The organism is Vibrio cortegadensis (assembly GCF_024347395.1).
Classification (GTDB): Bacteria; Pseudomonadota; Gammaproteobacteria; order Enterobacterales; family Vibrionaceae; genus Vibrio; species Vibrio cortegadensis.
This window is the reverse complement of record NZ_AP025472.1, coordinates 1,995,232-2,014,846: the sequence shown is the minus strand read 5'-3', so window position 1 is coordinate 2,014,846 and position 19,615 is coordinate 1,995,232. Positions and strand designations below refer to the sequence as shown.

The 19,615-nt window shown below is 41.6% G+C and carries 15 protein-coding genes; 6 read left to right on the top strand and 9 right to left on the bottom strand.

Annotated features, from left to right (window positions below; translation table 11 throughout):
- Nucleotides 1-188: 188 nt before the first annotated feature.
- The 3 genes from OCV39_RS09465 to OCV39_RS09455 all read right to left on the bottom strand — a co-directional run bounded on the left by OCV39_RS09465 (nt 189) and on the right by OCV39_RS09455 (nt 5,097).
- Complete coding sequence (locus OCV39_RS09465) at nt 189-1,736, bottom strand: SpoVR family protein (RefSeq protein ID WP_017054284.1); 1,548 nt, start codon at nt 1,734-1,736, stop codon at nt 189-191.
- An 11-nt stretch (nt 1,737-1,747) separates the two neighbouring features.
- Nucleotides 1,748-3,019 (bottom strand): YeaH/YhbH family protein, encoded by a 1,272-nt coding sequence (locus tag OCV39_RS09460; RefSeq protein ID WP_017054285.1) that lies wholly within the window; start codon nt 3,017-3,019, stop codon nt 1,748-1,750.
- 143 nt (nt 3,020-3,162) lie between these two features.
- On the bottom strand, nt 3,163-5,097 hold the full coding sequence (locus OCV39_RS09455; protein WP_017054286.1) for a PrkA family serine protein kinase: 1,935 nt from the start codon (nt 5,095-5,097) through the stop codon (nt 3,163-3,165).
- A 426-nt stretch (nt 5,098-5,523) separates the two neighbouring features.
- Here OCV39_RS09455 and OCV39_RS09450 point away from each other — a divergent pair, with 426 nt between their 5' ends.
- A complete protein-coding gene (locus tag OCV39_RS09450) occupies nt 5,524-6,273 on the top strand; it encodes a MipA/OmpV family protein (RefSeq protein WP_261889503.1) in 750 nt (249 codons plus the stop codon).
- A gap of 76 nt (nt 6,274-6,349) precedes the next feature.
- Here the strand turns inward: OCV39_RS09450 and OCV39_RS09445 are convergent, their stop codons facing one another.
- The 5 genes from OCV39_RS09445 to OCV39_RS09425 form a co-directional block, all read right to left on the bottom strand.
- A complete protein-coding gene (locus OCV39_RS09445) occupies nt 6,350-6,850 on the bottom strand; it encodes a YfbU family protein (RefSeq protein WP_136993731.1) in 501 nt (166 codons plus the stop codon).
- 221 nt (nt 6,851-7,071) lie between these two features.
- Entirely contained in the window at nt 7,072-7,812 is a 741-nt protein-coding gene (gene pflA, locus OCV39_RS09440; RefSeq protein WP_017054289.1) for a pyruvate formate lyase 1-activating protein, read from the bottom strand.
- 242 nt (nt 7,813-8,054) lie between these two features.
- Nucleotides 8,055-9,023 carry a lipid A deacylase LpxR family protein gene (locus tag OCV39_RS09435; RefSeq protein WP_261888361.1) on the bottom strand — a complete coding sequence of 323 codons (969 nt, stop codon included), beginning with the start codon at nt 9,021-9,023 and terminating at the stop codon, nt 8,055-8,057.
- Between the two features lie 97 nt (nt 9,024-9,120).
- Entirely contained in the window at nt 9,121-11,397 is a 2,277-nt protein-coding gene (pflB, locus tag OCV39_RS09430) for a formate C-acetyltransferase (protein WP_261888360.1), read from the bottom strand.
- A gap of 305 nt (nt 11,398-11,702) precedes the next feature.
- Nucleotides 11,703-13,241: a DUF3360 family protein gene (locus OCV39_RS09425; protein WP_113797521.1), complete on the bottom strand. Its 1,539-nt coding sequence runs from the start codon at nt 13,239-13,241 to the stop codon at nt 11,703-11,705.
- A 454-nt stretch (nt 13,242-13,695) separates the two neighbouring features.
- On the opposite strand from OCV39_RS09425, the gene OCV39_RS09420 reads away from it, so the two are divergent.
- The 5 genes from OCV39_RS09420 to OCV39_RS09400 all read left to right on the top strand — a co-directional run bounded on the left by OCV39_RS09420 (nt 13,696) and on the right by OCV39_RS09400 (nt 18,703).
- Nucleotides 13,696-15,210, top strand: coding sequence for a hypothetical protein (locus OCV39_RS09420; protein ID WP_261888359.1), 1,515 nt, complete (start codon nt 13,696-13,698; stop codon nt 15,208-15,210).
- A gap of 242 nt (nt 15,211-15,452) precedes the next feature.
- Nucleotides 15,453-16,223 carry an ABC transporter ATP-binding protein gene (locus OCV39_RS09415; RefSeq protein ID WP_113797517.1) on the top strand — a complete coding sequence of 257 codons (771 nt, stop codon included), beginning with the start codon at nt 15,453-15,455 and terminating at the stop codon, nt 16,221-16,223.
- 102 nt (nt 16,224-16,325) lie between these two features.
- Nucleotides 16,326-17,102, top strand: coding sequence for an ABC transporter substrate-binding protein (locus tag OCV39_RS09410; protein ID WP_017051925.1), 777 nt, complete (start codon nt 16,326-16,328; stop codon nt 17,100-17,102).
- Between the two features lie 180 nt (nt 17,103-17,282).
- Nucleotides 17,283-18,023 carry an ABC transporter permease gene (locus OCV39_RS09405; protein ID WP_113797515.1) on the top strand — a complete coding sequence of 247 codons (741 nt, stop codon included), beginning with the start codon at nt 17,283-17,285 and terminating at the stop codon, nt 18,021-18,023.
- 2 nt (nt 18,024-18,025) lie between these two features.
- The gene (locus OCV39_RS09400) at nt 18,026-18,703 is read left to right on the top strand and encodes an ABC transporter permease (protein ID WP_113797514.1); all 678 of its coding nucleotides are present in this window, start codon (nt 18,026-18,028) and stop codon (nt 18,701-18,703) included.
- A gap of 102 nt (nt 18,704-18,805) precedes the next feature.
- Here OCV39_RS09400 and xthA read toward each other — a convergent pair whose 3' ends face one another.
- A complete protein-coding gene (xthA, locus tag OCV39_RS09395; RefSeq protein WP_171756587.1) occupies nt 18,806-19,612 on the bottom strand; it encodes an exodeoxyribonuclease III in 807 nt (268 codons plus the stop codon).
- Between the last annotated feature and the right edge of the window lie 3 nt (nt 19,613-19,615).

The window sequence follows — 19,615 nt, the reverse complement described above, 5'->3', positions numbered from 1 at the left end:
TTCGCTTCGTTCTTTTTGATTGAAATATTTGAATAGCGAAAAAACCTCGGCAGTTATGATCAACTGTCGAGGTTTTTTGTTTCATTACTTTAATAAGTTAATGGGGAAAATCCTTTACATTAAATTGCAACGAGCAGGCAAAAAAAAGAGCACAAACAGTGCTCGAAAATTGTAAGGAGAGGGTGGTTTTAGTTATTGTTATTATTGAACTCCGAACGAGGAGGGCAGGTTGCTAATATCTCTCGTCTACCCGTATCTTTCACTTCTTCTAGAATGACATCAAACCCCCATAATCGGTGAAGGTGCTTCAATACCTCTTCATACCCTTTATCAAGAGGAATACGTTGGTGAGGGACATGTTGAATCGTCATCGACCGATTACCGCGGACATCAACATTAAATACTTGCAGGTTAGGCTCTAAGTTGCTCAGGTTATATTGAGAAGCTAAGCGCTCCCTGATGGTTTTATAGCCGGACTCATCATGAATGGCGCTCACTTCAATGAAGTTTTTTCTATCGTCATCAAGTACTGCAAATAATTTAAAATCACGCATCAACTTGGGCGATAAGTACTGACTAATAAAGCTTTCATCTTTAAAGTTATGCATCGCAAAATGAACGGCATCGAGCCAATCACTTCCCGCCAAATCAGGGAACCATTCGCGATCTTCATCGGTTGGCTCTTCACATATACGGCGAATATCTCTGAACATTGCAAAACCAAGCGCATAAGGATTGATCCCACTGAAGTAGGGACTGTTGTAGGCCGGTTGTGCAACCACACTGGTGTGACTATGTAAGAATTCTAGAATGAATTTATCCGAGACTAACCCTTCATCATAGAGATGATTCAAAATGGTGTAATGCCAGAAAGTTGCCCACCCTTCGTTCATCACTTGAGTCTGTTTTTGTGGATAAAAGTATTGACTGATTTTACGAACAATTCGCACACATTCTCGCTGCCAAGGCTCTAAAAGCGGGGCATGCTTTTCGATGAAATAGAGAATGTTTTCTTGAGGCTCCGTTGGAAAGCGTATTTTATTGATCTCCTCTTTTTCCTCTGTTTTCGGAACCGTTTTCCATAGCTCATTAACTTGGGATTGCAGGTACGCCTCACGCTCTTCTTGCCTTGCGGTTTCTTCCGCGATGGAGATTTTTTCAGGGCGTTTGTATCGATCAACGCCGTAGTTCATTAGAGCATGACAAGAGTCGAGTAGCGTTTCTACTTCAGATACCCCATATTTTTGCTCACAATCCATGATGTAGTTTTTGGCAAAAAGGAGGTAATCGATGATAGAGCTTGCATCGGTCCATGTCTGAAATAAGTAGTTTCCTTTGAAAAAAGAGTTATGCCCATAGCAAGCATGAGCCATAACGAGAGCTTGCATTGTGACGGTATTCTCTTCCATCAAGTAAGCAATACATGGATCAGAGTTAATGACTATTTCATAAGCCAGGCCCATCTGCCCGTGCTTATAATTCTGTTCGGTTTGGATGAACTTTTTACCAAATGACCAGTGATTGTAATTAATCGGCATCCCGATACTAGAATACGCATCCATCATCTGTTCCGAAGTGATGACTTCGATCTGATTTGGGTAGGTGTCAAGTCGGTAATGCTGAGCGACACGCTTAATCTCAACATGGTATTTTTCTAATAAATCGAAAGTCCAATCAGGGCCGTCAGGCAGTTGTTTGGTCTTTGTCGATGCTTGATTATCAGTTTTAGTCGTCATGGCTTACCTCCCTAAGCTGTCTCTTTGTGAAACAATTCCCTAAATACGGGGAAGATGTCATCGACGGTACGAATATTTTTCATCGCAAAGTTATCAAAACTCTGTTCCAATTTTTCATATTCATGCCATAACGTTTGATGCGAACGACGAGTGATTTCGATGTAAGAGTAATACTGACAAGTTGGAAGCAGTTTATTGACCAGTAACTCTTTACATCTAGGTGAATCATCAGCCCAGTTGTCCCCATCAGAAGCTTGAGCGGCATAAATGTTCCACTCCGCTGCAGGGTAGCGTTTTTCTACGATTTCATTCATCAGTTTTAGAGCACTAGACACAATGGTGCCGCCCGTTTCCTGAGAGTAGAAAAACTCATGCTCGTCTACCTCTTTGGCTTGAGTATGATGTCGGATAAAGACGACCTCGACATTCTCATAGGTACGAGTTAAGAAGAGATAAAGCAGTACATAGAAGCGTTTTGCAATGTCTTTCGTTGCCTGATCCATTGAACCCGATACATCCATTAAGCAAAACATAACCGCTTGGCTGGAGGGGATAGGACGGCGTTCATAGTTTTTAAAACGCAGATCGAAGGTGTCGATATAAGGAACACTTTCAATCCTTTTACGTAAATCGGCAATCTCCTGTTTTACGCGCAGTTCTTCAAATGGTTGAGCGGGTTCTTGGTTATGAATGCGCTCCAACTCTTCTTCTAACTCATTGAGCATGCGACGTTTACCCGCAGTCATTGCGGTTCTACGAGCAAGGGACTGTTGTAGTGAGCGAACAATCGCAATGTTGGAAGGCACTCCGGCTGTTTTGAAACCTGAACGGTGCGTTTTCCATTCAGTGATTTTATTTACTTGGTTTTTTTCTAAATTCGGCAGTTCAAGATCTTCGAAAAGAATATCCAAGTATTCATCTTTGGATATTTGAAATACGAATTCATCTTGTCCTTCACCATCAGGGCTTGCGTCACCTTCGCCAGAGCCACCACCTTGACCGCCACCTTTAGGGCGCTCAATTTTGTCTCCCGTAATGAATTGATCATTACCAGGATGAACTCGTTCTCGGCTACCACCTTGCCCCTGATGAAAACTTGGCTCTTTAATATCTTTATGTGGAATAGAGATATCTTCACCAGTTTCAGTATTGGTAATAGAACGACGGTTAACCGCGTCAGCAACCGACTCTTTTATCTGCTCCTTATGGCGTTTTAAAAAGCGCTGTCTATTCACTGCGCTCTTGTTTTTGCCATTGAGCCTCCTATCAATAAATTGTGCCATGAGTTACCTCCTATAAACTTCACGTCACCTGACACGTTGCTACAGCTACAGTATTGCTTAACTGTAACAACGTGTGGCTTATCACTGCTATATCGTTGGTCTCTGAATAGACAGCTAATCAGGCTTGATTGGTTTCTTTTATATTAAGAGGACTTACGCACTCGTAAATACCACTCAGACAGCAATCGTACTTGTTTTTCTGTGTAGCCTTTCTCCATCATACGGGCCACAAAGTCGTCATGTTTCTTCTGATCATCAGATGAAGTTTTCGCATTAAATGAGATGACAGGTAGTAGCTCTTCTGTGTTCGAGAACATTTTCTTCTCAATGACGGTGCGGAGTTTTTCGTAACTCGTCCACACTGGATTTTTGCCGTTATTATTTGCCTTAGCACGTAAGACGAAATTAACGATTTCATTACGGAAATCTTTAGGGTTGCTGATACCCGCAGTTTTCTCGATTTTTTCGAGTTCACCATTGAGCGATGAACGATCAAATAGTTGTCCAGTTTCTGGATCTCGGTACTCTTGATCTTGGATCCAGAAATCAGCGTAGGTAACGTAACGGTCAAAAATATTCTGACCGTATTCAGAGTAAGATTCCAAATATGCGGTTTGAATTTCTTTACCAATGAACTCTACATAACGAGGTACTAGATACCCTTTTAAAAATTCAAGATAACGTTCTGCCTGCTCTTGAGGGAATTGCTCTCGTTCGATTTGTTGCTCAATGACATAGAACAAGTGCACGGGGTTAGCAGCCACTTCGGCTTGGTCAAAGTTAAATACACGAGATAGAATCTTGAATGCAAAACGAGTAGATAATCCAGACATGCCTTCGTCTACACCTGCATAGTCACGGTATTCTTGATAACTTTTTGCTTTTGGATCGGTGTCTTTAAGTGTCTCACCATCATAGACTCGCATTTTAGAGAATAGAGATGAGTTTTCTGGCACTTTTAAACGTGACAAAATGCTGAACTGTGAAAGTAAATCTAAGGTACTTGGTGAACAGGGTGCTTTGGATAGTTCACTGTGATCAAGCAGCTTTTGGTAAATCTTAACCTCTTCGGATACTCGTAAGCAGTATGGTACTTTTACGATATAAACCCGATCGAGGAAAGCTTCATTGTTTTTGTTGTTACGGAAAGTTTGCCACTCTGACTCATTGGAGTGCGCGAGGATCATGCCGTCAAATGGCAATGCTGATAATCCTTCAGTACCGTTGAAGTTACCTTCTTGAGTCGCCGTTAGAAGAGGGTGAAGCACTTTAATTGGAGCTTTGAACATCTCCACAAATTCCATCAAGCCTTGGTTGGCTTTACATAATGCGCCCGAGTAGCTATAAGCATCGGGGTCATCTTGAGAGAAGTGCTCAAGTTGACGAATATCAACCTTACCGACCAGTGAGGAAATGTCTTGGTTGTTTTCATCACCCGGCTCAGTTTTAGCGATGGCAACTTGATCTAGTATTGAAGGACGAACTTTCACAACGCTGAATTTAGTAATATCGCCACCAAATTCATGCAATCGTTTTGCGGCCCAAGGGGACATAACAGAACGAACATAGCGTTTCTCTATACCATATTCTTTTTTCAGTAAGTCACCATCTTCAGTGACGTCAAAAAGGCAGAAAGGGTGATCGTTTACAGGGCTGCGTTCACCATTTGCTGACAGCACATAAATAGGCATCTGTTGCATTAGCGCTTTAAGCTTTTCAGCTAGAGAGGATTTACCACCCCCAACAGGCCCTAAAAGGTACAGTATCTGTTTGCGTTCTTCTAAGCCTTGAGCAGCATGTTTAAGGTATGAAACGATCTGTTCAATGGCTTCCTCCATACCATAGAAGTCTTCAAAAGTTTTGTATCGTGAAATCACTCGGTTTGAAAAAATTCGGCTTAGTCTTGGATCTTGTGCGGTGTCAATGATCTCTGGTTCACCAATCGCGAGTAAAAGTCGCTCTGCCGCATTTGCGTAGGCGCTCTTATTGTCTTTACATAGACCGAGAAAATCTTGGATGGATAACTCTTCATCTTTCGCGGCTTCGTAGCGCGCCTGATAATGATCAAAAATACTCATAGTAAATTCCCCTCTCAATCTGTCACCCATGAATGACAGCAAAATGTACAGCTTCCTTACAACATAAAGCCTAGACCTAAACTTGGTATTTTGCTTAACAATTATGTATTTATTTGTAAAAAATGAGCAAAATACGCTTTGAATTCGTGGATCAAATAGGTTTAGATTTAGCTATATCTAATATGAATCATAATTTATATAATTAACGAGCTTTGCCAATCAACGAAAGCCGTGGTGGAGGGGGGCTATGAAAAAAGCAATGCTAGGTTATTCGTAAAATTAATAAAATGACCACCTAAATAACAGGAGATTATAGATTTAACATAAAGCAGCTTGAATGATGGTACGCCGTGCTATATCATGGCGACAAATATTAAATAGATAATGAACTAGTAAGGTTTTAACGTGAAAAAGTTGTCTACATTGATGCTAGCTAGTGCGCTTATTGCTGCGCCATCGTTAGCGTTTGCAAAAGCTGGATCGTGGTCACTTGGTGCGGCCGTCTCTTATTCTCCTGCGGTATATAAAGATACTCCTTCGAATGTAGTGGCGATTCCAATGGTTGGCTATGAAGGTGAGCATCTTTTCCTACGTGGTTTTACGGGTGGTTACCGTCTGTTTCCTGCTGGCTCAACACAGAATGTTATTTTCCGTTTTGCATACGATGCTCGTTCATTAGATCCTTCAGATTCTGATGATGAAAATATTAAAAAATACATTGATGAACGTAAAGCCGCAGTGTTAGGTGGCGTGAGTTACCAACTAGTGACTTTAGCCGGCGTTTTTGAAGCGACTGCGGGTAGCGATATTGGCTCTACGCATAATGGTTTGTACGCTGAAGCGGCTTGGCGTTTACCGATTAACCGTGGCGTGTGGGGTATTACACCTTCAATTGGTTACGCTTATAACAGCGATAAGTTGAATAACCACTTATACGGTGTATCGTCTAGCGAAGTCGCGAAAGCAACGGCTGGTGGTGGTACGTTGACTGAATTTGATGCCGATTGGGATGGACAATACTTCGTGGGTCTTTCTGGTTACATGCACCTAACTCGAAGCATTCGTGTAACTGGTGGTATTCGTTACACTAACTTGGAAGGTGATATTGAAGGTAGCCCAATACTTGAAAGTGGGGTGAATACAACAGCTAATGTGGGCATAGTATACGTGTTCTAACTATCTGAACTGATTCAGAAAAGGGGTTGATGCATTACATCAATCCCTTTTTTATTTTAGCTGAGATAGCATGGGGTTAAGCATTAAAAATTTGGGTGAACTCAGCGGCAGATAAATGGTATTGACGTGGACATTTACCCCAAGTTACTAGCATTCTACGGTACTTCTCTAACATTGGCATTTGGCTGTTAAAGTGATGGTCGTTCTTTTCGAATTGAGGATAAAGTCCTTCAGATTCAGTAAGGAAGCGAACATAATGTACAACTTGCGCTTCGGTCGCAATATCAAAGCCTAAGAACTGTAGGCGGCGTTGATCGACATCTTTACGCTCAGCTTCAGAAAGCATTTTGTTTGACTCTTGCATCGCATGATACATTTCCATAATGGCAATCACTTCACGGCACTCTTCTTCCGTTAAGCAGCCAAACTCTTTATTCAGTTCGTTCATTTGCAAAGCGTATCCGCGCTCTACAATGGTCTGCAAACGTTGGTACTTTGCAGCGTTGTCTGGGTTCATTTGCGACATTAGGTAGTATTGATTTGAAAGGATCAAACGTTGAGCGTTTGTCATATCCATTGGAGCCTCACTAGATTTAATTTGATTTTATTGTTGAAACTAGATTAACAGTGTTTATTCATATTGAAACATGATCTCAACACCGATTTAATATCATTCGTCGATTTTTTCATCATAGTCGTTCTCTCTATTTTTAAGAATAAACGAACGGGAAAAGGATGAAAAAAATACCAGCGTTTAAGCTGGTATTATCATCAAATGTACAAGAGATACTATTGAGTTTAGTATTTTACATTATCATTATACTGGCTAAGGATGCTGACCATTTTATCCATCGTCTCTTTCGATGGTGGATTTGTCCCTTCCAGCGGATAATCGTAACCGAGCGCTTCCCATTTATGAGCGCCTAGCTTGTGATAAGGCAGCAACTCAACCTTTTCGATATTGTCCATATCTTTGATAAATTCGCCAAGCATGTGAGCTGACTCTTCATCATCCGTATACCCTGGAACAATCACATAACGGATCCACGTTTTTTGACCAAGTTTGTGTAAGTAACGAGCAAAGTCGAGCGTTCGCTTATTTGATACACCAATAAAATCATGATGGATTTCATCTTTCATGTGTTTTAGATCTAGCATTACCAGATCGGTAGCGTCTAAAACTTCATCAACGACATCAGTGTGCTTACGAATATAGCCATTGGTATCAAGGCAGGTGTGGATACCTTCAGCTTGTGCCGCTCGGAAGAAATCACGAACGAATTCTGGCTGCAACATGGCTTCACCACCAGAACAAGTAATACCTCCACCAGAAGCTTTCATAAAGTGGCGGTAAGATTTCGCTTCTTTGATAATTTCTTCAACAGTGACTTCTCGGCCATCATTAACATCCCAAGTATCACGGTTATGACAATACATACAACGCATTAAACAGCCTTGTAAGAACACAATAAAACGGATTCCAGGGCCATCGACGGTGCCACATGACTCGAATGAGTGAATACGACCAGATGTTGACATAAGCTCATCTCAAATAGGTAATTTAATGACTATTTTATTACAAATAGTAAGGGATATATAGCCCTACTTCAGTGCTAGAGCTGTGTATTTGTAAGGAAATAGGTAAGAAATCATAGATACGAATTTGAGGTAAAATTTTGTTTGAGTGATAAGGAAAAAGAGTATAAAAAATCCACTGTGGAATACCATCAGTGGATTTTTAAAATAAGGCATATTAACTCTCTAGAGTACATTGCATAAGTTTAGAAGAAGCCAAAGAGCGTCAGTGCGCCTACCCCATAGGCTGACGTCTCATCTTCCTTGAAATCAGACGTTTTAGCTGAGAATGTGAAAGATGCGCCCAGCGTTTGATTATACCAAACAGCGCCTAAGCTTGCGGTGGCTTGAGTATTTTGTAAAGTCACTGGATAAACTTCATCAGGAACTGGCCCATCGATAGTGATGTCATTAAAACGGTAGCGGCCTTCTATGCCAGCGAACAGGTAAGCACTACTTGAACCTTGCATGATCATACCGGGCAGAAATGAGTTTTCCATTGAAACCCTTGCGGCACCAATACTGCTATCTAAACCTGAGCCCCAACGCCACATCATCCCAGTTGCGATTTCACTACGGTAATTACCCGCCATCACTCTAGAGATGTTTTTTATCTCGTGTTGAGTACCGCCACTTGATCGGCTACGAAACAGGGCATTATGAGTTTCAAACTCAAAGTTGCCTAGCATTTGATCTTCGACTTGATAATCCCAGCCTTCAGGTTGAGTTGACCCTGTAATGCTGTGAATGAAATCTTGAGCGACATCGGCTAAAGAGTTTGGACCTGTGGAGCCAACCAAGAAGCCGTACCGATCAGCTCTATAGGCTGAAATATTAGCAATATCCGTTTGGAAAAAAAGTACACCAGCATAAGGGCGCTGATCGACTTGAGGTGTGGACTCTTCAATTTTCTTTGGAGTATAAATGGTTTGCCCAAGCGTAAAACCTACTTTATGGGCCGCACCACCAAAGGTTCCAAATGAGCTAGTGATAGGAGTCAGAACAGGTGAAAGGCTAACCTCATCGGAAAAATAAGAAAGGAATAGACCATTGGTGTAGTCTTTATCGACACCGAATATGCCATCATTATCTAGGCTAAAGGTGAAAGTCCCCGCATGAGTAAGAGGAGTAGACAAAGAGAGTAAGGCTAACAAAAGCGATTTTTTTAAATTCATCGTAATAACAGCTTAATATTATTTTGAACCTATCGTACCTGAGATTAAAAAAAAACCCACTCCTAAGAGTGGGTTTCGATACCAAATCTATAATAAATTATAGAGATTCAGTGAAAGTACGTGCGATTACGTCTTGTTGTTGCTCAGTCGTTAGAGAGTTGAAACGCACAGCGTAACCCGATACACGGATAGTTAGCTGAGGGTAGTTCTCTGGGTGCTTAACTGCGTCTTCTAGAGTTTCACGGTTAAGAACGTTCACGTTAAGGTGTTGACCACCTTCAATACCAGTTTCGTGGTGGAAGTAACCATCCATAAGACCAGCAAGGTTAGAACGTTGGCTATCTTCTTCTTTACCTAGTGCATTTGGCACGATAGAGAAAGTGTAAGAGATACCATCTTGAGCATCAGCAAACGGTAGTTTACCTACAGAAGTAAGTGAAGCTACAGCGCCTTTTTCGTCACGACCGTGCATTGGGTTTGCACCAGGAGCGAAAGGAGCACCAGCGCGACGACCATCTGGAGTGTTACCCGTTTTCTTACCGTACACAACGTTAGAAGTGATAGTAAGGATAGACTGAGTAGGGATCGCATTGCGGTACATAGTCAGTTTACGGATTTTGCCCATGAATGTAGAAACAAGTTCACATGCGATGTCATCTACGCGTGAATCGTTGTTACCAAATTTAGGGTAGTCACCTTCGATAGCGAAGTCAGTAGCAATACCATCTTCATCACGGATAGGAGAAACTTTAGCGTATTTGATTGCAGATAGTGAGTCAGCAGCAACTGACAGACCAGCAATACCACAAGCCATAGTACGACGAACGTCACGGTCATGAAGAGCCATTAGAGACGCTTCGTAGCTGTATTTGTCGTGCATGTAGTGGATGCTGTTTAGCGCAGTCACGTATTGCTTAGCTAGCCAATCCATGAAGTGATCTAGACGATCCATTACTTTATCGTAATCAAGAACTGCATCAGTCATTGGCGCTTCTTTAGGGCCGACTTGCATTTTCAGCTTCTCGTCCATGCCGCCATTGATTGAGTAAAGCATTGTCTTAGCAAGGTTTGCACGAGCACCGAAGAACTGCATTTGTTTACCAACAATCATTGGAGAAACACAACATGCAATTGCGTAGTCGTCAGAACCAAGGTCAGGACGCATTAGATCATCGTTTTCGTACTGGATAGAAGAAGTATCGATAGATACTTTTGCACAGAAACGTTTGAAGCCGTCAGGTAGTTGCTCAGACCAAAGAACAGTGATGTTTGGCTCTGGAGAAGGACCCATAGTGTATAGGCTGTTTAGGAAACGGAAGTTTGAACGCGTAACTAGAGTACGACCATCAACACCCATACCACCCATAGATTCTGTAGCCCAGATAGGGTCGCCAGAGAACAGCTCATCGTATTCAGGAGTACGTAGGAAACGAACCATACGTAGCTTCATTACGAAGTGGTCAATCATTTCTTGAGCTTGAACTTCAGTGATGATGCCAGCAGCGATATCACGTTCGATGTAGATGTCTAGGAAAGTCGAAGTACGACCTAGAGACATTGCAGCACCGTTTTGAGATTTAACTGCAGCTAGGTAGCCGAAGTAAGTCCATTGGATAGCTTCTTGAGCAGTTTGAGCTGGCTCAGAAATATCACAGCCGTATTTCGCAGCCATAACTTTAATTTGGCCTAGAGCGCGGTGTTGCTCAGCAATTTCTTCACGAAGTTGCATTGTAGCTGCTAGGTCTTCGCCATTTTCAAAACGCTCTTGTAGAGAAGCGAATTGAGCTAGCTTGTCTTTCATTAGGTAATCAATACCGTAAAGTGCAACACGACGGTAGTCACCGATGATACGACCACGGCCGTAAGCATCAGGAAGACCAGTCAAAACACCAGACTTACGACATTTTAGGATATCAGGAGTGTAAATATCGAAAACGCCAGCGTTGTGTGTTTTGCGGTATTCTGAGTAGATTTTTGAAACCATAGGGTCAAGAGTTTCGCCGTATGCTTTACAAGAACCTTCAACCATACGCACACCACCGTTAGGGATGATTGCACGTTTTAGCGGTTTTTCAGTTTGAAGACCAACAATAGTTTCTAGGTCTTTTTCAATGTAGCCTGCATCGTGAGCAGTGATGGTAGAGATAACAGAAGTATCAAAATCAACAGGAGCTTTTGTTGCGTTTTCCTGTTTGATACCTTCCATTACCGAAGCCCAAAGCTTGTTAGTTGCTTCAGTACCTTCAGAAACTAGGAAAGATTCGTCACCTTCATACGGTGCGTAGTTCTTCTGGATAAAATCGCGAACGTTAACTTCGTTTTGCCATTCACCTTCAACAAAACTTTCCCAAGCTTTAGCAAATTGCTCTGCCATGACATACCTACCTTTTTAGTAGTAAAAACACGTACCGATTCACTGTAGAGACAGTTATCCCAGAAACGGGAAAGGTACACTCTTATTAAATAACAATATCTATATTTACGTGAACTAGTCACATAACGATATATATTGTCACTATTCAACATATGGTGACTTACTAAGTTGAAATCAATAGTACACTAAAATTTTTTTGCAAACCTTAAACTAAATCAATAAATGCTAAAAAAATTTGAAACAGCTAAATAAAATTTGAGTGACGGGTTGCGTCACTCAAATTTACTTTACTGGTTCTTACTCAATTATAAGAAACCAGGGATGCCGTATTGACCTTCAAGCATACCAACTGCAAGCATGGCAATTAGACAGATAACAAGAACGCCACCAGGGATCACGATACGGTCAACAAAAGAAAGTTTTGCTGCACGAGTCTTATCACCAATTAGGCCATTGTTATCTAACAGCATTGTTAGAGCCCAAGCTAGAACAGGGTTCACTACTGCAGAAGCAAAGATACAAATACCAGCAGATTGTGAATCCTTAGTGTCCTTAACCATTTGCATGCCCGCTTCAAGTAGAGGTAAGAAAACACCTACTAGAAGAGCGATACGCATTACAGGTGGCCATACTGCTACATCCATTGGGAAACCAAGAATAGCAATAGTCATAACTAATAGACCAAGAATGATGGCACCGCCAGGAATTGGACGTTTTGCAATCGCAGCTGGGATCATGTAAGTACCCCAAGATGAAGTGATGTTACCACCACCAACCGCTGTACCAACGATTTGACGGATAGAACACATAGTCATCGTGTCATCAACGTCCATTAGAACTTTTTCAGTTTTACGTGGGTAGTTTAGCTCTTGGAAGATACGGTGACCTAGGAAGTCAGGAGACCACATCGCAACCGCTAGAATAGCAAACGGTAGAGAAGCAATGAAGTGCTCAAGGTTAGGAAGACCTAGCATCCAACCTTCACTTGTAGAGCCCCACCAGTAAACAGGGTTTAGATTTGGAAGACCCATTTGAGTTTCAAATTGAAGATCGAAACCAGTACCGAAAATTAGTGCAACAATAAGACCTGTTACCGCACAAGCTGGAATCGCTAACCAACGTTTGTTGATACGAGCAAGGAAAGCATAAAGAACAATGTTAACCGCTAAAACAACAAGACCGACGTAGCCCATGCTGCCTTTTACGACTTCAGCTGACTCTAGGCCAGTTGCCCAATTTTGGATTTGTCCAATTTGGCTCATTGCACCGGTAAAACCGAGGAAAACTAAGAGACCACCAGCCACCCCTTCACCAGTCAAATTAACCAGTTTGGAGCCACCTTTAAAGTAACTAAGCAGAAGACCAAAGACACCCAGAAGGATTGCAAGAGCAAGAGGGTGAGCACCGGCAAGCGCGATTGTGCCGATTAATGGGATCATTGGACCGTGGTTACCCGCAAGGTTTGCTCGAGGGTTAATAAAGCCAGAAGCTAACACACAGAATAGAAGTGCAGGAATAAGCATTTCAACACGTGCCACTTCGATTGCAAACTCTTTACCAAGATTAACGTGGTCCCAAGCCGCAGTTAGGCCATCTGCCCAAGACATCATTACCGCAGAGTACATCGCGATGATACCGATAGTACCAGCAAGAGCAGGAACTAAATCTTCAAGTTCAAAGCGGAAGTCACGACCGGGTAAGTTTAAACCAAAACGACGTGGCTTCATGATTTGAAGTTCGTGGTCAAGATATTCAGAACGGCTTGCAAACTCAGACGCCGGACGGTGTAGCTCTTGATAGCTCTTCTCGTCCACTTCTGAGTGCTCTTTGTTTACGTCTGACATAGATTCCTCATATTTTTAAAAGTTAGTAATTCTATTTTGAATTCTATAAACCCGCGTCCTGCGGTAATTCCTTGTGCTAAGGCATATAATGTAACACGTCTATTATGTGCCTGTGCATAGCCAATGAAAATTTGTAAAGCCTTAAACCGCGCTTTATCTTTGTCGCGAGTCTACCAATCTTACCCTTTTGGGTGATTGATCTTGATCACTTTAAATTATGGATGTGAAAGAAAACAACAAAAAGTATCATCTATGGTTATTGCCGAGGATATTGCGTGTAATTTGATTACATAAAGTGAACAAAGCTAGATGTGCTGTTTGGTCTCACACTTGTGTGATGAACCGTTTACAAGCTCATGTTTTTACCATGCAAAATTGATTTCTGGCGCTAAACTTGCTTAAGATTCAGCAATGACTTTTAAATGGCGATCACTTGCCGCTTCAGGATAATAAAATGAAAAATAACAAAGTATTGCCGTTAGTGGCGTTAATATCTGGCTTATTAGTAGGTTGTGGCGGTGGAGGCGGCGGCGGTGGCGGCGGAGCTCCGGCAAAAACAGAGCTGGAGTTCAACTTTGTTAAAGCTGAGCAGCAGGACATCGGAACTAGCACGGCGAGTTCGTGCAAAATATATGATCGTGAAAGGACTAAGACTTCTAATAACGGTGTAGAGACCACGAATACTAAAATTTTGATCGCTAAGCCTATTAAAGACTCTTTGAATAGTTTTTTATCGATTGTCTATTCAGATAAAAATGGCGTAGTTCAGCCTGATTCAGAAACTTATGTCAGTAATGGTAAAGTTAAGTTTTACTTAGAAGATATCCCTGATGGTGGCTATTTAAGCATTAAAGAGCTATTCGGAGTGAACAATACGTATGTAACCTCTTTTTCGAAAGAGTTACTAGAAGCACATAAAAATGAGCTTGATGACATCGTACTAACAGCAGTAACAGCAGTCCCTGGCCTGTCGTGTACGGCTGCGGGATCGTCAAATCTTGTAGAACAGACGAAATCAGGAATTCGTTATCTTAATACTAAAGATGATACGCAAGGCGACTCTGCTGTACTGCCATTCTTTTTTACGTCGAATATAGAACAAGAGCAGTCTAATGATTCGGAAATCACGAGTGGTACAGGCGGAACTAATTTCCAATCATTGAGCAATGATATCACTTTGGTTACTCAATACCGCCAAGCAAATAGCTCTGCATCATTATTTCAGTATGGCTTTGATGATTGGGCTTCAGGGAATATTGAAATGAGCTACACAGGTGATAACCAAGCAATTTTACGACCTTCAACTATCCCATTTACCGACACGGAAATTGGCATTGTATACAAAGAGACAAGTAAAATAATTTCAACAATACCTAATTCTGATAATCAATATTTCCACCCTTCTACTCTCAGAAATGGCGAACAATGGTTTGCTCAGACTGCTGGAGTCCCACAAACACATTGGACTTCAAGCTTCACAAAACCGATTGATGATTCTTGGAATCTTAACTTAGATGAGTCGGATTTATTTAATGTTAGCTCACTTTCAACGCCTGAAGTGACATTAACAAATAACAGTAGTGGAGCTCTTCAAATAGATCTATCTGATAATATATCTATTCAAGAAAGCGAAAATGGAATACAGAGAATCAGTATCACACCAAATACGAACTTATCTGCAATTCAGCTCCATACAATGTATTCATTTGTAGATGAAACAGTGATTTTACCTAACATTGCAGCCACTGATGCTAGTGATTTAACTGCCTTTGGTTTGCAGCAAAATTACTGGTTCTCAAAAAATGATGATGATGTGAGTGTTCTATTTGTTATGGATGGGTTTAATTCTACGGCCGCAACTGACGAATCTGTGGATTCACATGGTGCTATGATCACAGAAGCAGAAAGAGACCGTATTTATGCACAAAGCAATACCGTTGAACATTTATCACTTCAACGTAGACAATAACTAAGTTTGTTTCTATTTGTTAACATTTAAAAGCCCCTTAATAGGGGCTTTTTTACGGCTTCTATTCACCATAAAAAGATGAAAATGCCATTTTATGCATATTAATTTGGATAAAATGACTAGTTATTTGTCGTTTTATAAGTTAATAATTTGTTGCATGTTTTTTCGTTGAGTGCTAATTTGTATTGCAATTAAAGGTCGGAGTACCTTAGCAGTAATAATAAATTAGGGAGCAACAGCGCATGAATGAAGTACCAGCGCTTGATATAAAAGAACTGCACAAGACATTTGGTCAAAACGAAGTCTTAAAAGGCATCTCATTATCTGCACACAAAGGAGATGTTGTGTCTATCATCGGCTCTTCCGGTTCAGGCAAGAGTACCTTTCTACGCTGCGTCAATTTACTCGAAACCCCAACCGCGGGTGAAATTTGGGTGAATGGTGAACTTATTCAAATGAAAAACAACCGCGCAGGAGAGGCTGTTCCTGCCAATGAGAAGCAGGTTCAACGTATCCGCTCTCGTTTGGCGATGGTATTTCAAGGTTTCAATTTATGGTCTCACATGACGGTATTGGAAAATATCATTGAAGCACCTGTTCATGTCCTCGGCGTTCCAAAAGCTCAAGCATTAGAAAATGCAGAACTTCTGCTGCAAAAAGTAGGGTTATACGAGCGAAAAGATTACTACCCTGGCCACTTATCTGGTGGGCAGCAACAGCGAGCAGCAATAGCAAGAGCCTTAGCGGTTGATCCTGAAGTGATGCTATTTGACGAACCAACCTCAGCACTTGACCCTGAATTGGTTGGTGAAGTATTAGGCGTTATGCGTGATTTGGCAGAGGAAGGCCGAACCATGCTAGTGGTGACTCACGAAATGGCTTTTGCTCGCGATGTATCTAATCACGTGATGTTTCTACACCAAGGCTTAGTTGAAGAGCAAGGTAACCCTGCGCAACTCTTTACTAATCCAGAATCTGAACGCTTACAACAGTTTATTTCGTCAATTTACTAACCGTTATTAACGTTCAATAAAGGTTAATTCGTGGCGATGAAAAGTAAAACACAACACAACGAAAGCAACATAAAATAAGTAACAATCCACAGGAGTATGGAAATGAAAAAGTGGTTATTAGTGGCAGCGATTGCTGCAACAGCAGCAACTGGAATGGCACAGGCTAAGGAATGGAAAACAGTACGTTTTGGTATTGAAGGTGCTTATCCTCCATTTAGTTGGACAGAAGCGGACGGCTCGCTTAAAGGCTTTGATGTTGACATGGCAAATGCGCTTTGTACTGAGATGAAAGTGAAATGTAAGATCGTCCCTCAAGATTGGGATGGTATTATTCCGTCACTTCTTGCTCGTAAGTACGATGCAATCATTGCGGCAATGTCGATTACTGAAGAGCGTAAGAAAAAAATTGATTTCACAGGCAAGTACGCACTAATCCCAAATAAATTCATCTCGAAAAAAGGTGCAAACTTAGACTTCTCTAAAGAAGGGCTAAAAGGTGTGAAAATTGGTGTTCAACGTGCAACAACTCATGATAAATACCTAACAGATAACTATGGCGATGCCGTTGAGATCGTTCGTTACGGTTCATTTGATGAAGCATATTTAGATCTCGCTAATGGTCGTATTGTGTCAGTACTTGGTGATGCATCAGCGCTAGAAGAAGGCGTATTGAACAAAGCTGGTGGTGAAGCTTATGAGTTTGTAGGTCCATCATTGACAGATCCAAAATGGTTCGGTGAAGGTTTTGGTATCGCTCTACGCAAACAAGATAAAGCACTAACTAAAAAGCTAGATGCGGCTATTTTATCTTTGCGCGACAAAGGTATCTACCAAGATATTGCAGCGAAATACTTCAACTACGACGTATACGGTCAATAATCTTCATGCGAGAGGCTGTTATTTAACATAACAGTCTCTTACCTACCGTTAGACACTTTCATTCCACAAGCGACTTACTCAATTATTACAGGTGAATACCTGTTGTGGTGGTAACCATATAAACCTAGCCGTTTGTTGAATGATGGTATTCCTGACTAGCCGTTTTTGCTGGGAATTATTATGCTGGATTTACAAGGATACGAAGCCTCAATATTTAATGGGGCCATACTGACGATACAAGTGGCGATACTGTCACTGATTCTTGCCATGATACTAGGGATGTTAGGTGCACTTGCAAAACTGGCTCCTTATCGCTGGGCTAGAGCTATCGCGACTCTTTATACAACTGTTATTCGCGGGATCCCTGATTTAGTTTTAATGATGCTGATCTTCTTCGGTGGTCAGATCTTATTGAATAACAGTTTATATGCCATCAATGAGTGGCTGAATGAGTGGTTTACTTCAAGTGATCCAAGCCATGAGTGGGTAGATTATCTGCCAGATTATATCGATGTTAGCCCATTTATTGCGGGTGTTTTAACCATTGGCTTTATATTTGGTGCTTACATGGCTGAAACTTTCCGTGGAGCGATTATGGCGGTTGACCGTGGCGAAATGGAAGCGGCAAAAGCGTATGGAATGAGCACAGCTTTGGCATTTAGACGTATTTTGCTTCCTCAAATGATCCGTCACGCATTGCCTGGTTTTGGTAACAATTGGTTAGTTCTTCTGAAAACAACGGCATTGGTATCGATCATTGGCTTAGATGATATGGTTCGAGTTAGTTCATTGGCTGCCGGTTCAACCAAGATGCCATTTACCTTCTACATGTCTGTAGCATTGATCTTCTTATTCTTTACCAGCGTTTCGACAGGCTTGCTTAAAGTGGTCGAACGTAAATTTAGTATTCACGCGAGGTAATTATGGATTTTTCATTAGTGATTGAAAGCTTGCCCATATACCTTGATGGATTATGGACGACCGTTTGGATGGTGCTATGTGCCCTAATCATTGGATTGACGGTTGCGATTCCGCTGGCTGTTGCACGAAATAGTCATAATTATGCGTTCAGTGGACCCGCTTGGACATTTATATATTTTTTCCGTGGTACGCCATTACTGGTTCAGTTGTATTTGATTTATTACGGAATGGATCAATTCTTTCCTGTAAAAGGGACGCTTTGGGAGCATGCTTGGTTCTGTGCATTGATTGCATTTGTACTCAACACTTCCGCATATACAGCAGAAATCATCCGTGGTGCGATTAACGGCTTACCGAAAGGGGAAGTGGAAGCGGCAAAAGCTTACGGCATGAGCACGTGGAAAACTTACCGCAGAATCATATTGCCGAGTGCTCTAAGACGCGCATTGCCAGCATACAGTAATGAGGTGATCTTCATGCTTCATGGTTCAGCTGTAGCGGGTATTGTGACCATCATGGATCTCACTGGCGCAGCACGATTAGTCAACTCACGTTACTACGCACCATTTGAGTCATTTTTAACTGCTGGGCTATTTTATATGTGCTTAACGTTTATCATCATTGCTTGCTTTAAGTTTGCAGAGAAACGCTTCTTAGCTTATATGAGACCGTTAAGCTAGAGTTAAAAACTTGGTTATTCGAACAAACGAAAGAGGGAGGCCAAATTGCATCCCTCTTTTTATGGATCGTGTCTTTATTTGTATCGACTTGAGTTGTTTTGACTACTTAAAAGTAGACCAAATTGGTGCATGATCTGATGGCTTTTCAATGCCACGTAATTCATAGTCAATACCGGCATCGGTACATTGGCTCGCTAAACTTGGGGTTGCGAGAACCACATCAATACGTAGGCCACGGTTATCAACGAAACCTTTCGAACGATAGTCGAACCATGAGTACTGATCAGTGACTTCTGGGTGCAGTTTCCGGAACGTATCTTCAAAGCCCCAATCCATCAAGGTTTTCAGCCATTCACGTTCAATCGGCTGAAATGAGCATTTTCCTGTTTTTAGCCAGCGTTTTGCATTAGGAGCGCCAATCCCGATATCGGCATCAATTGGGCTGATGTTAATGTCACCCATAACGATGATTTGCTCATCATTACTGTGGTGATCATTTAAGTAAGACATCAAATCTTTGTAGAACTGTTCTTTATACGGGAACTTTGTTTCGTGGCTAACATTGTCGCCTTGAGGGAAATAACCATTAAGTACCGTTACTTTCTCTCCATTCTCATCTTTAAAAGTGCCGATAATCATTCGTTTTTGATGTTCATCGTTATCGGTTGGGAAACCTTTCTGGATAGACAGCGGCTCTTGCTTACATAGCATTGCGACGCCGTAATGGGCTTTTTGGCCATGAAAGTAAACTTTGTAGCCCATCGCTTCAACATCTTCGATCGGAAATGCTTCATCATGAACTTTAATTTCTTGGAGTCCGATAACATCAGGCTGATGCTTGTCAATGATAGCTTGAAGCTGATGTAGGCGAGCTCTTAGGCCATTGATATTAAAGCTGATAACTTTCATTGG